Annotated in this window: 8 protein-coding genes and 1 pseudogene; 4 read left to right on the top strand and 5 right to left on the bottom strand. The window is 72.5% G+C overall.

The window, feature by feature from the left end:
- The first annotated feature begins 209 nt into the window (after nucleotides 1-209).
- A complete protein-coding gene (locus VGZ32_RS09430) occupies nucleotides 210-2,135 on the top strand; it encodes a sigma-70 family RNA polymerase sigma factor (protein WP_326885515.1) in 1,926 nt (641 codons plus the stop codon).
- Between the two features lie 55 nt (nucleotides 2,136-2,190).
- On the opposite strand, the gene map is transcribed toward VGZ32_RS09430, so the two are convergent.
- The 3 genes and pseudogenes from map to VGZ32_RS28670 form a co-directional block, all read right to left on the bottom strand.
- On the bottom strand, nucleotides 2,191-2,958 hold the full coding sequence (gene map, locus VGZ32_RS09425; RefSeq protein WP_326885514.1) for a type I methionyl aminopeptidase: 768 nt from the start codon (nucleotides 2,956-2,958) through the stop codon (nucleotides 2,191-2,193).
- Nucleotides 2,959-3,021: 63 nt separating this feature from the next.
- A complete protein-coding gene (locus VGZ32_RS28675; RefSeq protein ID WP_349263545.1) occupies nucleotides 3,022-3,207 on the bottom strand; it encodes a hypothetical protein in 186 nt (61 codons plus the stop codon).
- Nucleotides 3,208-3,515: 308 nt separating this feature from the next.
- Nucleotides 3,516-3,695 (bottom strand): annotated as a pseudogene (locus VGZ32_RS28670) (PhzF family phenazine biosynthesis protein); the annotation flags it as partial.
- A gap of 158 nt (nucleotides 3,696-3,853) precedes the next feature.
- On the opposite strand from VGZ32_RS28670, the gene VGZ32_RS09415 reads away from it, so the two are divergent.
- On the top strand, nucleotides 3,854-7,009 hold the full coding sequence (locus VGZ32_RS09415; protein WP_326885512.1) for a sacsin N-terminal ATP-binding-like domain-containing protein: 3,156 nt from the start codon (nucleotides 3,854-3,856) through the stop codon (nucleotides 7,007-7,009).
- Here VGZ32_RS09415 and VGZ32_RS09410 read toward each other — a convergent pair.
- Complete coding sequence (locus VGZ32_RS09410) at nucleotides 7,006-9,402, bottom strand: FUSC family protein (RefSeq protein WP_326885511.1); 2,397 nt, start codon at nucleotides 9,400-9,402, stop codon at nucleotides 7,006-7,008. The two genes, VGZ32_RS09415 and VGZ32_RS09410, sit on opposite strands and share 4 nt — an antisense overlap.
- Before the next feature lie 106 nt (nucleotides 9,403-9,508).
- Nucleotides 9,509-9,706: a hypothetical protein gene (locus tag VGZ32_RS09405; protein ID WP_326885510.1), complete on the bottom strand. Its 198-nt coding sequence runs from the start codon at nucleotides 9,704-9,706 to the stop codon at nucleotides 9,509-9,511.
- 333 nt (nucleotides 9,707-10,039) lie between these two features.
- Here VGZ32_RS09405 and VGZ32_RS09400 point away from each other — a divergent pair, with 333 nt between their 5' ends.
- Together VGZ32_RS09400 and VGZ32_RS09395 are read left to right on the top strand one after the other, a co-directional pair.
- Entirely contained in the window at nucleotides 10,040-11,848 is a 1,809-nt protein-coding gene (locus VGZ32_RS09400; RefSeq protein WP_326885509.1) for a fatty acyl-AMP ligase, read from the top strand.
- A complete protein-coding gene (locus VGZ32_RS09395; RefSeq protein ID WP_326885508.1) occupies nucleotides 11,845-16,233 on the top strand; it encodes a type I polyketide synthase in 4,389 nt (1,462 codons plus the stop codon). Before VGZ32_RS09400 ends, VGZ32_RS09395 begins: the two co-directional genes overlap by 4 nt.
- The last annotated feature ends 13 nt before the right edge of the window (nucleotides 16,234-16,246 follow it).

Below are 16,246 nucleotides of genomic sequence, written 5' to 3'. Positions count from 1 at the left end.
TCCGTGCGCCTGCCGCGCAGTGCGTCTGCCTCGTCCCATTTTCACCTTTCCGGCTGGTTCGAGTTCTGCCTTGGTGTCCCGGAGACGGCGCCGGGGGCGCCGGATTACGGAAATCCGTGCGACGATCGCGCCGGATTTCTGTAATCCGGGCCGCCACCCGGCGTCTCCGTGTACGCCCGGACAACCGAAACCGACGAGAGTGGGACCGCATGAGCACCGCAGGCCGCCGCGCCCCCGACCCACGGATGGTCATCGCCGCGCGCGACGGAGACGCGCAGGCGCTCGAGACCCTGGTCGCGGGCGCCCTCCCGCTCGTCTACAACATCGTGGGGCGCGCCCTGGACGGCCACGCCGACGTCGACGACGTGGTGCAGGAGACCCTGCTGCGCGTCGTGCGGGGCTTGAGCGAACTGCGCGACCCGGAGGCATTCCGGTCCTGGCTCGTCGCGATCGCCGTGCGCCAGGTGCGCGACCTCGAGCAGGACCGCCGCAAAGCCCGCAGCCGCACCACGGTCCTGGACACCACCCGCGAGCCGGCCGACCCCGACGCGGACTTCGTCGCGGCAGGGATGAGCGCGCTGCACACTACGGCGCGGCGGCGCGTGGTCGAGCAGGCCGCGCGGTGGCTCGACCCGGACGACCGCGCCTTGCTCGCCTTGTGGTGGCTGGAGGAGATCGGCGAGCTGGACCGGGCCGACGTGGCCGCGGCACTTGGGATCTCCGGCCGGCACACCGCCGTGCGGGTGCTGCGGATGAAGGAGCAGATGCAGATCTCCTGCATGGTCGTCAGGGCCATGAAAGCGGAGCCCGGCTGCCACGAGCTGCGCGAGATCACCGTGAGCTGGAACGGGACGCCGAGTCCGCTGTGGCGCAAGCGGGTTGCCCGACATGTGCGCGAGTGCGGCACCTGCTGGAAGGTGGTCGGCGACCTGCTGCCGGTCGAGCGCGTCGTACGGGCTCTGCCTTTCCTGCCGCTGCCCGCCGACATGGCGCAGCGCTGGACCGCGTTGGGCAGGCACGCGGCTATGTCCTCTCCGTCGGGACTGAACGGCACCGCGGTGAACGGTACTGCTGTCCATAGCAAAGGACTGAACGGCGCGCAGCAGGCGCGGGCGGTCTCCCGCGCGCGGCCCCGCGGACTGTTCGCGCATCTCGCGCACGGCGGACTGGTCCCGGTTTCGGTGTCCACGGCCGTCGTCGTGGCAGCCGTCGGCGCATTCGTCGCGGTGCGGCAGTCCACACCCGCGGCGCCCTCCGCTGCGGTTGCGACGCCGCGCCCCGACGCGAGTCCGTCGGCGTCGCCGTCGGCATCTCCGACTCCGACTCCGACTCCGTCACCTTCGCCGTCGCACTCCGCCTCGCCGTCCTCCGTGCCTGCCGCGCCCGTGGTGAAGCAGGTCTCGTCGACGAGGAAGGGCGTGGGCGTGTGGACCTTCAACGGTGTCGACGCCGCGCTTTCTGAGTCGGGGGCCGGGTGGTACTACACCTGGTCCACGCAGCACTCCGGGATCTCCGGAGCCTCCACGTTCGTCCCGATGATCTGGGGTCCGGGTTCGGTGACTGCCTCCGCCCTCGCTCAAGCCAAGAGCGAGGGTCCGGATCTGCTGGGCTTCAACGAGCCCGACATGGCGTCGCAGTCGAACATGTCGGTGAGTCAGGCCCTTTCACTCTGGCCGCAACTCATGTCCACCGGCGACACCCTGGGCAGCCCCGCGGTCGCCACCGGCGCGGCCACCCCGGGCGGCTGGCTCGACCAGTTCATGAGCGGGGCTAAGGCGCGCGGTTACCGGGTCGACTTCATCTGCCTGCACTGGTACGGCTCGGACTTTGTCACCTCGGACGCGGTCAGCCAGCTCGAGTCCTACATCCAGGCCGTTTACAACCGCTACCACCTGCCGATCTGGCTGACCGAATACGCGCTGATCGACTTCTCGCACGGGGCCCCGGCCTTCCCGACCGACCAGCAGCAGGCCGCGTTCGTCACCGCGTCGACGCAGATGCTCAGCAGCCTGTCGTACATGCAGCGCTACGCCTGGTTCGCCCTGCCCGCCTCGGACACCGCCGCCAGCAGCGGCCTGTTCCGCAGCGGCCCGGTCGCGACCGCCGCCGGGCGCGCGTTCGAGGCGGCGAGCTGAGCGGCGTCAGGGTTCGGTGCTTTACGGCCCGGTGTCTATAGCTCAGTCCTGTGTCTTATAGCTCAGTGAGGACCAGCGGACCGTCGGCGGTGACCGCGACCGTGTGCTCGACGTGCGCGGCTCGGCTGCCGTCGGCGGAGCGCAGGGTCCAGCCGTCGGGATCGACCCGGTACCGGTCGTCGCCGCCGGCCATGAACCAGGGTTCGATCGCGATCACCAGGCCGGGCCGCAGCGTCAGGCCGCGCCCGGGCCGCCCCTCGTTCGGCACCGACGGGTCCTCGTGCATGGTGTGGCCGACGCCGTGGCCGCCGAAGTCGGTGTTGAGCCCGTAGCCGCCGGCCCGCCCGACCGCGCCGATCGCCGCCGAGACGTCCCCGACCTTCGCTCCCGGTTGGGCCGCGGCTATTCCGGCGCGCAGCGCGTCCTGCGCCGTCGAGATCAGCTTTACGTCCGCCGGATCGGCCTGGCCCACGCAGAACGAGATCGCGGCGTCGCCGGTCCAGCCGTCGAGGGTCGCGCCGAAGTCCACGCTGAGCAGGTCGCCGTCGGCGAGCTGATACTCGGTCGGGATGCCGTGCAGCGCGGCGTCGTTGACCGAGGCGCAGATCACCGCTGGGAACGGCACGGATGCGAAGCGGGGCTGGTAGTTGAGGAACGGCGAGCTCGCGCCCGCGTCGCGCAGCACCTCGCGCGCCACCTCGTCTAGTTCGGACAGCGACACGCCGACGGCCGCCCGTGCGCGCACTGCCGCCAGCGCGCGCGCCACGACCCGGCCGGCTGCGCGCATGGCCTGTATCTCGGAGGGTGTCTTGAGTTCGACCACGGCTGCCGTCCTTATGCGTCGGAGTGCGCGAGATCAGCCTAACCGCGCTCCCTGGAAGGCGCGTCAGGCAGCCAGCGTGACGGACCGCTGCCCGTCTGCTACGACGCGGCCACCGATCTCCGACCATCCGGTCTGTTCGGCCGGCCGCGCGGTGATCACCGAGCCGCGCCCCTGACGGATGGTGATCGGCCGTCCGTGAAACTGCGCCAGGTGTACGGCCGCTGAGCCGGTCGCCTCGTCCTCCGGCACCCCGAACGCGGGGGCGAAGTTGCGGGCTCGCACCACCCCGGCCGGTTCGTCGATCCACGACCAGAACTGGTGAGCTCGATACCGGGCCCCGGCGGCACCGGCAGCGCCTCCACCGCAGCCGGGCTTTCCAGCCGCACCAGATCCCACTGCTGCGCGTCGGCCACCGAGCAGCGCGCCCACGTCAGCGAGTCGCGCTCCCAGACGGCTACCTCGTCCGCCAACCGGGGCCGCAGCACCTCAGGCGGTCGGCCGAGTTCCCGCGCCAGAACCCACGCGGTGCCCACGACCGGATGCCCGGCCAGCCGCAGCTCCCGGACCGGGGTGAAGATCCGGATTGTTCGGGCGGCCAGGTCGTCCACGAACACCGTCTCGCTGAACCCGAGTTGCGCGGTGAGCTGCGTGCCCACCTCGGACGGGAGGTGCGCCGCATCGAAGACGACCCCGAGCGGGTTGCCGAAGGCACCGTAGGCGTCGGCGAAAACGCGCACCACGCGTACGTCGAGGGTTGTCACGGCACCACTCCCGGTGGCTCGCGTCCGTCGTTCGGACGATCCGCCACCACGGTAATCGGTAACGCCCTGCGGGTCGGTACCCTTTCCCGGGCAGCCGTCTGGTTGCCTGGCACCGCCGAATGGAGTCCGCTGCCGTGACTGACGACCGGTTCGACACCGCCGCGATCCGGGCGCGGGTGCTCGACTCCTGGGCGGCCGCTCCGGTCCGCTTCCGCGAGGACGCGAATCTCGAGGAGGATCTGGTCCTCGGCGCGTACCGGGACCGGATCGTGATCGAGCTGGCGCAGAACGCCGCCGACGCCGCGACCCGCGCCGGCCGCCCGGGGCGGCTGCGGCTGACCCTGGACACCACCGGACCGCTCGGCGTCACCCTCCGGGTCGCGAACACCGGGGCGCCGCTGGACGCCGGGGGAGTGGTCGGCCTGTCCACCCTGCGTGCTTCGACGAAGCGCGACGAATGGGACGGACCCGACGCGGGCCCGGTCGGCAGATTCGGCGTCGGATTCGCCGCCGTGCTCGCGGTCAGCGACGAGCCGGCGCTGCTCTCCCGGCACGGCTCGGTGCGCTTTTCTGCGTCGCAAGCGCGTGACGCGGTGGCCGGGGCGGCCGAGCAGAACATTGAGCTAGGCGAGGAACTGCGCCGCCGCGAGGGCCGGGTACCGGTGCTGCGGCTGCCCTTCCCGGCCGACGGCCTTCCGCCGCAGGGTTATGACACGGTCGTCGAGCTGCCGCTGCGCGACAGCGCCGCCGAGGCGACCGTGCGCCGGCTGCTGACAGAGATCGACGACGCCCTGCTGCTGTCGCTGCCGCAGCTGGCCGAGATCGTCGTCGAGGTCGACGGCTCCGTGCGTACCCTGACATCCCGGCGCGGCGGCCCGGACGAGTGGACCGTCGTCGACGGCGACCACGCCACCACCTGGCGCCTTGCCCGCGCACACGGCGACATCGACCCGCTGCTGCTGGCGAACCGCCCGGTCGAGGAGCGCACCCGGCCTTTCTGGTCCATCACCTGGGCGGTGCCGGTCGGCGCCGACGGTGAGCCGCGGCGGCCGCGCACCGAACCGGTCGTGCACGCCCCTACACCGACCGACGAGCCGCTCGGCCTTCCCGCGCTGCTGATCGCGACCTTCCCGCTGGAGCCGACCCGCCGCCACGTCGCCCCCGGCGAACTTCAGGAGTTCCTGCTGGACAAGGCGGCCGATGCCTACGGCGAGCTGATCGAGCGCTGGCCCACGCGCACCCCCGGGCTGCTGCGCCTCGTCCCCGGCCGCCTGGCCGAAGGCGCGCTCGACGCCGGGCTGCGCGAACGCGTCGCCCAGCGCCTGCCCCTCATCCCGTTCCTGCCCGCAGCCGACGCCGCGCAGAGCCCGCTGCGCCCGCGCGACGCCACCGTCATCGTGCCCTGCGACGAGGCGCTGGTCGCCGCGGTCGTCGACGTGCTGCCCGGCTTGCTCCCAGCCGGTTGGGAAGCGGACCCGCTCGCCCTGTCGGCGCTCGGAATCCGCCGGATCGAGCTGGCCGAACTCGTCGAAACGCTCGCCGCGCTCGGCCGCGAACCGGCCTGGTGGGGGCGGCTGTTCGCGGCGCTGGACCAGGTGGCGGGCTACGACCCGGGCGTGCGCGAGGCACTGGCCGCCGTGCCGGTGCCGCTCGCCGACGGCCGGACCGTGCGCGGCGCGGTCGGCGCGCTGCTGCCGGACTCGGCACTCGGCGAAGACCGGCTCGCCGCCCTGCGGCCGCTCGGCCTTCGCGTCGTGCACCCGGCGGCCCTGTTCCCCGGCTCCGGGCCGTACGCGCTGCTCGAACGGCTCGGAGCCCGTCCGGCCCGTCCGCGCGCGATCCTCGCCGATCCGGCCGTGCGCGCCGCGGTCACCGCGAGCCGCGACGCACTCGCCCAAGCGGACGCGGACGGCTTCGACACCCCGAGAGCGCTGGCCGAGGCGGTGCTGACACTCGTGCGCGCCGCCGAGCCCGGCCCGGACGACCGGTTCGACCTCGGCGACCTCCAACTGCCCGACGACAACGGCGGCCACACCCCGGCCCGCGAACTGCTGCTGCCGGCCTCGCCGCTCGCGGACATCGTGCGGCCCGGATCCTTCGGCCGGGTGGACCAGGAATGGGTGCGCCGCTGGGGCCCGGAGACGCTGCGCGCGGTCGGCGTCCTCGACTCGTTCACGGTGGTCCGCGCCGCCGACGTGATCCTCGACTCCGGCCCGGACGAGCAGGTGTTCGACCTCGATGGATTCGAGGACTGGCTCGACGATCTACGGGACCTGCTGCCGTTGCCGGCCCGGGACGCCCCGCCCGTGGCGCCCGAACTGATCGCGGTACGGGACCTCGACCTCGTCGCGCCCGACCGGTGGGCCGAGGCTCTTGACCTGCTGGCCGGGCCCGCGCTGCGCGCCGCCGTGGTCTCCCCGATCAGAGTGCTGACAGGGGACGGCGAGCATCTGGAGGTGCCGTCGTACACGTCGTGGTGGCTGAGCCGCCGTGAGGTCCTGGGCGGGCGCCGCCCCGGCGAGCTGGCCACGGGCGCGGGGCTGCTGCGAGGGCTTTACGACGCCGCGGCGGAGGTCGAGGGCGCCGCGGGTCTGGACCCGGAGTTCCTCACCGGGCTCGGGGTGCGCAGCACCCTCGAGGCGCTGCTGGCCACACCCGGCGGCCCGGACGAACTGCTGGACCGCCTCGCGGACCCGGACCGCGAGGTGACCGCCGTTCAACTGGTCGAGCTCTACGCCGCGCTCGCCGCCGTGCCGAGCGACCGCCTCGCCCCGCCCGTGGAAGTGCGGGCCCTGGAATTCCGGGCGCCGCAGGACGCGGAGGTGCCGGAAGAGCCCGGGGCGCCGGAGCCGGTCGTCGTGGAGGCCGGGGACGCCGTCGTGCTCGACGCCCCCGACCTGCTCCCGCTGTTCGTCGACCGGCCGGTGATCGTGGTGCCGCACCGGTTCGCCGCCACGCTGGCCGACCTGCTCGACGTCGATCTCGCCTCGGAAGCCGTCGAGGGGCGGGTGACCTCGGAGGGCGAGCCGGAAGAGGTGCCCGAGGTCGTCAGGGACCTGATGCCATGGGTGCCGGAGACCTACGTCGAGCACGACGAACTCGTGCTCGACGACGAGGTCGAGGTCCAGTGGCGGGTGCAGGACGGCGTCGTGCACGCCTCCACCTTCGACGGCCTGGCCCGCGCGCTCGCCTGGGCGGCCGGCCGCTGGGACCGGCGCCACCTGATCGCCGCGCTGCTGGCCGAGCCGGAGCGGGCCGGGGAACTGGCCGTCGAGGCGTACTTCGACTAACGAGCTTCGGCCAGCACGCGGCGCGGCGGGCGACCTGCGGTGCGGTCGGTCGCCACGAGGGCCGACTGGACCAAGATCCGCTCCAGCCGGCGCACGGCGTCGAGATGGTCCCCGGTCCAGATCATCCGCACCGCCGTCGCCGTGGCCTGACCGTCCTCATCCCGGAGGTCCCGCTCGACCGCGCGCACCAGGCGGACGTCCGAGTCTTCGTCCCGGGCCTGCGCCGCCGGCACCGCGCCGTGCCCGTCCAGGCTCTCGGCCAGGTCGTCGTACCAGTCGCGGACCGTCTCGGCGTGTCTGAGCAGTTCGATCCGGGCCTCCGCGCGGTCGTCGAACGCGTGGTCGTCGCGGTCCCACAGGTCGCGCACCGCGTCGGCGGCGAGCCGCAGCCCGGCCACGCCGGTGACAAGCCGGGTGACCTCGGCGAGCGGCAGCGCCTTCGAGCCCCGCTCGGCCAGGTAGTTGCGGAACGTGTCGTCCATCCGCCGAGCGGCGGCCGCGGCGCGCACCGCCTGCTGGGCGGCAGCGTCTGCCGACGAGATTCCGTTCGCGCCGTTGCCCTTCGACCCGTTCCGCGGCGCAGTCGAGTCGCACTGCAGCACGGCGAAGTCCACCGAGGCGGCGAGATAGCGCGCGCTGTCCCCGTACGCCTCGGCCATCGCCTTGCTCAGCGCCGCCGCAGCGCCGCGTGGCCAGAACAGCAGCCCCACCACGAGGCTGACCGCGCACCCGAGCACGATGTCCTCGATCCGCAGCAGACCGACCTTCCATCCGATCGGCTGGATGATGTTGAACAGGATCACCAGCACGACGGTGAATCCGGCCTGACCGGCGGCGAACGAGATCGCGGCCGGCGCCACCCCGGCGACCAGGATCGCGAGCGGAAGGAGAAACCACAGCAGGTTCGTGTCGGAGCCGATGGGCACCAGCAGCGCCGACCCGACCGCGACGCCCACCGTCGTTCCGACCACGGCACGCAGCACGTTCTGCCCGGTGTTCAGTGCGCTTGAGCGCAGCACGGACAACGTGCCGAGCACGACCCAGAACGAGTGCTGCACGCCGCTCAGCTCCGCCACGAGTACGGCGAGCGCGAGGCCGACCGCGCCGCGCACGCTGTTGCGCAGCCACACCGAATGCGGGTCGAAATGCGCCAGCGCGCGCTCGTGGGCTGCGGACAGCGTGCCCGGCAGCGCCGCCCCCGGCAGACTCGGCACCGGACTGCGGCCCAGCAACCGGCCGATGAAGGTGCGCTGCTCCGCCCGCGCCGCCTCGTCGATGTTCCGCCCGATCAGGGACACCAGGAAGCTCAGTTCCTGCGTTCGGAAGCTTGGGTCGAGCGCGTCGATGACCTCGTCGACGTGGTCTTCCGCCATCGCCGCGACGCTGTCCGTCTCGGCGGGGAGGCTGGGCAGCTCGCTGCTCGCGTTGCGCTCAAGGGCGGCCAGCGCGGTGCGCAGGTCCGCCAACGCCGACTCCAGGGCCTGGGTGCTGCCGTGCGGGTTCTCCAGCAGATCCGCGCCGAGGTCGAGGACCGCGGCCGCGGCCTTCTTCGCCGCGCACGCGGGCTTGTTCACGGGCCTGCCCTGCTTCGGCTTGCGGCCCTCGAACAGGACGACGCTGAGCCAATTGAGTTGATCGACCAGCCGGATGACCGCGCGGGCCGAGGTGCTTAGGCCGGTCGGGCGATAGGGCGTGGCGAGAAAGAGCCGGTGCAGCTCGTTGACCGCCTGGTCCGCGGCTATGACGGCATCGCTGTGCGCCGCGAACTCCTTGCCCTGCTTCGCGGCCATCAGGTAGGCGACCTCTGAGTGCAGCCGCGCGGCCAGCGCCCGGCTCGTGGCCGCGGCCTTTGCGCGCAGCGGATCGTAGGCGGGCGCGGGCCAGAGCACCGTGATCGCCACCATCGCCGCGGCCGACGCCAGCGCCCAGCCCTCGAGCCGGTCCGGGATCGCGGCGGGCTTCGCGCTCAGCGACACCGGCAGGATGAAGGAGAGCAGAAGCGCCGTGGTCGCCCCGGCCAGCACCGAGCTGACGACGCCGATGAACAGCACGCCGAAGCCGACCACGCCCATCGCCACGGCCGCGAGCCAGTGGTTGCGCGAGGCGAGGGTGGCGACGGTGACGAAGATCGCGCCGACGACGACCAGCGACGCCTGGGCCCGCAGCCGGTCGCGCATGGTCCCGCCGAAGTCGACGAGCAGGAGCATCGCGAAGGAGCCGAAGGCCGCGAAGGTCGCCAGCTCGGGATTCTTGAACACCTTGTCGCCGAGCGCGAACATCGCGGGCATCACGATCGCGGTCCGGCCGGCGCGGCGCAAGGCCATCAGGCCGCGGTCGTGCGTGGTGAGCCAGTGCCACACCTGCCGCCACGGGAGTGCTAGGGGACGCGTCATGATGTAAGGAGTACCCGATCACGCGTCCCGTGAGAAGTTGAGCGGGCAAGTGTCTCGGCTCACATGAGCTGTAATTTCACACAGGCGGCAGGCCGATGGAGATCGGTCACAGGGTCTTGTAGACGGTCGAGGGCACGCCCGCGACCGGCGTGAACGGCTGTGCGGTGGTGGGTGCGCAGACCGGTTCGACCAGGTAGCCGTGTCCCGCGCGAACTAGCGCAGTCAGCACGTCCGCGGTGGTGGGCGGGACGACCACGTGCGGTGGCGGGCCTAGTGGGGGCGGCTCGGCGTAGCAATCGTTCACGAGGCATCCGGGTGCGCGCACCCGGTCGGCTGGCGGCGTGTTCTTAGTCGGATCGGCTCGGTTGGCGAACCGACTTCTCGACAATTGTCGACACGTTAACAATGCGGTGCATATTGAGCCCGCTGATCGTCGCGCGAACCTTATTCGCGATGCGGATCTTCACGACGTCTGCGCAGCTGACCGGCGTCTGATTCGGGCTCATTTCCCGCGTGGGGCGACACTTCCAGCCGATTCTCGTCACCCATTCGGTCAGCACATGATGCGATCTTCACGGAAATGACGTTCAGTTAGTTATGAAGATCATGCTCTTGTCATCGAGGGAAGTCACTCAACATGCTGCTTGAATCGACCGCGCAGGAGCCGTCGGTCACCGACCTGCTCCACCACTGGGCCGCCACCCGCGGGCACCGGCGCGCCTTCACGTTCGTGGACTTCCCCGACTCCCGCTCGGCCGGGCGTCACCGCACGCTCACCTGGAGCCAGCTCAGCGCGCGGGCGCACGGCGTCGCCGCCGCGGTCAGCCGCGTCGCCGGACCTGGCGACCGGGTCGCGGTGCTGCTGCCACAGGGTCTGGATTACGTTACCGGCTTCCTCGGCTGCCTGCTCGCCCGGGTGATCGCCGTCCCGCTGTTCCCGCCGGACCTGCCAGGCCACGAGAACCGCGTCGAGGCTGTGCTCGACGACTGCGAGCCCGCGTGTGTGCTGGTCGACGCTGCGGGGGCGGCTGTGGTGCAGGCCGCCGACCCGAACTCGGCGGTCGGCCGGACACGACTGGTACGCATGGATGAATGCGGTGCGCAGTCGGGGCGGCGGGAGGCGGAGCCGGTCGATCCGGACGAGATCGCGTACCTCCAATACACCTCCGGTTCGACCCGGACTCCGACCGGGGCCATGATCACCCACCGCAATGTGGTCGCGAACGGGAAGCAGGCCCTGACCGCGTTCGGGGTGTTCGACGCCCGGCGCGGAGCCGAGGACCTCGACGAGGTCGACGGCGCGAGCGCCCCGGTGGCCTCGGTCGGCTGGCTGCCGCTGTTCCACGACATGGGCCTGCTGCTGAGCGTCGCGGCGCCGCTGGTGGGCGGCTTTCCCTCGGTGCTCATGGACCCGATCGCTTTCCTCGCCCGGCCCGAGCGCTGGCTCCGGCTGCTGAGCACCTATCCGGGAGTGCTGTCGGCCGCGCCGAACTTCGCCTACGACTACTGCGCCGCCAAAGTCAGCCCGGCCGTCGCCGCCGAGCTGAGCCTCGGCCGGGTTCGCGCCCTGGTCAACGGGAGCGAGCCGGTCCGAGCCGACACCGTGCGCCGGTTCTCGGAGGCGTTCGAGGTCGGCGGCCTGCGGCCCGAAGTGCACTGTCCGTCGTACGGGCTCGCCGAAGCCACCGTGTTCGTGGCCTCCGACGGGCCGGCCGAGCCGCCCCGCGCCGTCGTGTGCCGCCGCGCCGCGCTGGCCGAGGGACGGATCGAGGTAGCAGACGACGCGACGGCCTCCGACGGGGACGGGGAGGTCACCTCCCTGGTCGGGTGCGGCGTGCCGGTCGGCCAGGAGCTGGAAATCGTCCGGCCCGGGACGTCGGAGATCCTTCCGCAGGACGTCGTCGGCGAGATCGTCGTGCGCGGGCCGAACGTCGCCTCCGGGTACTGGAAGCGCGTCGAACAGAGCGCTGAGGTCTTCGGCGCCGTGCTGCCCGACGCGGGCGACCGGCCGTGGCTGCGCACCGGCGACCTCGGGGCGATGCACGACGGCCGGCTGCTGGTCACCGGGCGTCTCAAGGATCTGCTGATCGTGGACGGCCGCAACCACTACCCGCAGGACGTCGAGGAGACCGTGCAGTGCGCCCTCGGCGGCGGCCACCACGGCCGGGCCGCCGTGTTCTCGGTGCCCGGCGACGCCGGCGAACTCGTCGTCGCGGTCGCCGAGCAGCGCAGGGACCTGACGAACGACGCGAGCCGCCGCGCGGTCGCCGAGCGGGCCGCCCGCGCTCGGGTCGCCGCGGCGCACGGCCTGCGGCTCGACCGGCTCGTGCTGGTGCCCCCGGGGTCGATTCCCCGCACGTCGAGCAACAAGGTCTCGCGCAGCGCCTGCCGCGCCGCCTACCTGCGCGGCGACTACACCGCGCGAACGAGGGAGGGGTTCCTATGAGCATCACAGACCTCGACGGCAGCATCCACCGGCTGGTGCTGGACCGGCTGCGCGACTGGCACGGCATCGACCCGGCGCAGGTCGGGTACGACCGGCCGCTGGCCGAACTCGGCGTCACCTCCCGCGACGCGGTCGCGCTCGCCGCGGAGATCAGCGAGCTGACGGGTATCGCGCTGCCCGCGACCCTGCTCTGGGAGGCGGGGACGCTGGACCAACTGGCGCGCCGGGTGCGGGTCGTGGGTGGAGGCGAGGACGCCGGCGAGCGCATCGCGGTCACGCCGGTGCCCCCGAGCCGCCCGCAACCGCCCGCGCCGGTCGCGATCGCGGTGGTCGGGATCGGATGCCGGCTGCCGGGCGGTATCGATTCGGCGGCGCAGTACTGGCACGCGCTGCGCGGCGGGCTCGACGCGGTCGGCACGGTGCCACCCGGCCGCTGGGACGGATTCGTCGCCCCGGACGACCCGGTGGCGCGGCAGGTCAGCCGGCACGGCGGCTTCCTGGCGGACGTCGCGGGGTTCGATGCCGAGTTCTTCGGGATCGCGCCGAGCGAGGCGGCCGCGATGGATCCCCAGCAGCGGCTGGTCTTGGAGGTGGCCCGGGAGGCGCTGGACCACGCGGCGATTCCGGCCGGAAGCCTGGCCGGGACGCGCACCGGGGTGTTCGTCGGCATCAGCGGGAACGAATACGCCCGGCTGACCACCGCGGACCTGGACCGGGTCGAGGGCTGGACGGCACCCGGCGCGGCGCTGAGCATCGCCGCCAACCGCCTTTCCTACGCCTGGGATCTGCGCGGCCCGAGTATGGCGGTGGACACTGCGTGCTCGTCGTCGCTGGTGGCGGTGCACCACGCGGTGCGCGCGCTGGTCAGCGGGGAATGCGATACCGCGCTGGTCGGCGGCGTCAACGTTCTGCTCTCGCCGATGGTGACCTTTGCCTTCCAGCGCGCCGGCGCGCTTGCCCCGGACGGTCGGTGCAAGCCCTTTGACGCGTCGGCGGACGGCATGGTGAGGGCGGAGGGCTGCGCGATGGTCGCGCTGCGCCGCCTTTCCGACGCCGAGCGGAACGGCGACCGCGTGCTCGCGGTGATCCTCGGCACGGCGGTGAACTCCGACGGGCGCTCCAACGGACTGCTGGCGCCCAACGCCGAGGCGCAGCGCGCCCTCCTGGCAGAGGTCTACCAACCCGGCGGAGCGGTCGCACCGCACGCCCTCGACTACGTGGAAGCGCACGGCACCGGGACCGCGCTCGGCGATCCCGTCGAGGCCGGAGCGCTGGGCGCGGTGCTCGGCCACGGTCGGGCGTCGGACCAGCCGCTGCTGATCGGCTCGGTCAAGAGCAACCTCGGCCACCTCGAGGCGGCCGCCGGCATCGCGGGGCTGGCCAAGACCGTGCTCGCCCTGCACCACGACGAACTGCCCCCGCAGCTGCACTTCAGCAGCCCCAGCCCGCACATCGACTTCGACGCGCTGGCGCTGCGCGTCGTGAGTGAGGCGGAGCCCTGGCCACGCTATTCGGGCACTGCGACGGCGGGCGTCTCGGCGTTCGGATTCGGCGGCACCAACGCGCACATCCTGCTCCAGGAGTACCGGCCGGCGCCGTCCGCTGTGCACATCACTGCGCACACCACGCTCGTCAGCCGGGCATCGGTCTCGGGCGCGGTCACCATCACCGGCGGCCCGGCGGTCGGCGTCGCGCCGTCCGTGCTGGCACTGGACGCGCCCACGCCCGAGCGTCTGCGCGAGGACGCCGCGGAGCTGGCCGACTGGCTGCGATCCGGCGACGGGAGCCGGGCGCGGCTGGCCGACGTGGCGCACACACTCTCCGGCCGACTCGGCAGAGGCCGGCACCGCGCGGCCGTGGTGGCCCGCACCCGAGACCAGGCATGCGGGGCACTGTCCGCGGTAGCAGCCGGGAAGCCGGACCCCGCCACAGTAAGCGGAGTGATTCGTCCGGCAGCCCCGCAGGCGGTGTGGGTGTTCTCCGGCTACGGATCGCAGTGGCCTGGGATGGCTCGGCGGCTGATCGCGGAGGAACCCGCCTTCGCCGCGGCGCTCGACCGGCTCGACGCGCTGCTGCGCCGGCACGCCACCGGGCTGTCCGTGCACGCCCAGCTCGAACCCGACGCGGAGCTCACCAGCCCCTCAGTCGTTCAGCCGGTGCTGTTCGCGCTCCAAGTCGCGCTCGCCGAATTGTGGCGCGCGCACGGCTTCACGCCCTCAGCGGTGATCGGACACTCGATGGGTGAGGTGGCCGCCGCCGTAGTCGCCGGATCGGTCGACGAGGAGGACGGGGTCCGGATCATCGCCGCGCGCTCCCGCCTGCTCAACGGGCTGTCCGGCGGCGCGATGGCAGTGGTCGACCGCACGCCTGAGGAAGTCGAGAAACTGGCGGAGCGGCTGACCAGCCTGCGCATCGCCGTGCACTCCTCGCCGCGCCAGTGCGTCGTGGCGGGTTCCGCGGAGCACGTCAGCGAGCTGATCACCGTGGTGGCCGGCGAGGGAGGTCTCGCCAAGGCGCTGCCCGTGGCCGTCGCCGGACACACGCCTCAGGTCGATCCGATCCTCAAGCCGTTCGAGGCGCGGCTCGGCGCGGTGCCGCATCGCCCGCCCGCCTGCCGCCTCTACACGACCGTCGACGAGGACCCGCGCCGCACGCCGGACCTCGGGACCGAGTACTGGGTGCGGAACCTGCGCGAGCCGGTGCGATTCCGGCAGGCGGTCACCGCGGCGGCCGAGGACGGGCACCGCGCGTTCATCGAGATCTCGCCGCACCCGACGCAGCTGTACCCGCTGGCTGAGACGTTGCGCGCGGCAGGGATCGAAGACGCGCTCGTGCTGCCGACGCTGCGCCGGGACACGGACGAAGCGGTCACCTTCCGCTTGTCGCTGGCATCGCTGCTGGTCAACGGCGCGGTGGATCTTGTGGAGTCGCGGCGCACGCTGCACCCGCGGAGCCGGATCGTGGACGTGCCCTCGGCACGCTGGCGACACCGGTGCTACTGGGTCGACGCGCCCGTCGAAGTCGCCGTTTCGCAGGCACCTGCGGTGACGGTACCAAGGCGTCGGGAACTCGGCACCCGAGACCGCCTGCGGGCATGCGTCGCGCAGGTCATGGGTTACCGCCCGGAGAGCATCGGCGACGACACCCCGCTGACCGACCTGGGCCTGGACTCGCTGCACGCGGTGCGCATCATGTCCGCCGTCCGCCACGAATTCGGCATCGAACTCGCCGCCGGAACGCTGCTGCGCCGGGGGACGGTCGCGCAAGTGGCGGAGCTGCTCGAAGAGGGTCAGGCACCGACGACGGTCCAAGCGCGCGGAGTGCTGCCGCGCGATGCGACGGAGCGGTTGGTGGCCCGAGCCTGGGAATCCGTGACCAGCGGCGAGGTCGGCGGAGTCGAGGACGAGCTCGTCGCGCTCGCCGCCGATCCCCGGTTGGCGGTCGATCTGGCCCGCGCACTGACGGAACGCATCGGCCAGGAGGTCGACCCCTCCGCGCTCGCCGAGGGCCCCGCCACCGTGGCCGCGCTCGCCGACCGGATGCGGCCGCTGGTGGAGACGCCGGTCGAGGGACCGCTGCGGGTTTTTCGCGCCGGGGGGACGCAGCCACCGCTTTTCCTGGTCCATCCGGCTGGCGGATCGGCCGCCGTCTACCGCGCGCTCGTCGACCGGCTCGGTGCCGACGTGCCCTGTTTCGGGCTCGAACGGCTGCCTGAGTGCGATGAGGTCACCGAGCAAGCGGTCGAATACGCGCGGCTGATTCGCGAGCTGCGCCCGGACGGGCCGTGGGCGATCGGTGGCTGGTCGTTCGGCGGGGTGGTCGGCCAGGAGACTGCGCGCCTGCTCGCGCCGCACGGCCTGGTGAGCGCGGTCGTGTTGATCGACAGCGTGTTGCCGCTTCCGGACCCGGGGCTGGATCTCGGGCAGGAAGCCAGGAGGCGCTTCGCCGGATTCGCGGAATACGTGGAGCGCGTCTACGGCAGCCCGCTGATCCTCCCGTACGACGAGCTGGCTCGACTCGATGACGTAGGACAGATCGACCTGCTGATCAAGATTCTGCGAGAGACGGTGGATCTGCCCGCGGCCGTGCTAGAGCACCAGCGCGACTCGTATCTCGACCTGCGCAGCGGGGAAAGGCACAGCCCCGCTGCGTACTCGGGGCGCGCCCTGCTCTACCGCGCCACCGAAGCCGCGCCGCACACCGTCCGGGACGCCCGGTACGAGCGCGACGACGACGCCCTCGGCTGGGACCAACTGTGTCCCGACCTGTCGGTGCGCCCGGTCCCCGGCCACCACCTCTCGCTGCTGGACCCGCCCGCCGTCGACGAGCTGGCCCGGTTACTCGACGCCGACCTGCGCGGAGTTCCGGCCGCGCCGCGCTCATGAGGATAGCCATGGC

This window comes from Actinocrinis sp. (assembly GCF_035938995.1).
In the GTDB taxonomy this organism is placed as follows: Bacteria; Actinomycetota; Actinomycetes; order Streptomycetales; family Catenulisporaceae; genus DASZGI01.
Note: the sequence above shows the minus strand (reverse complement) of the source record. Positions and strands in the feature narration are given on the sequence as shown.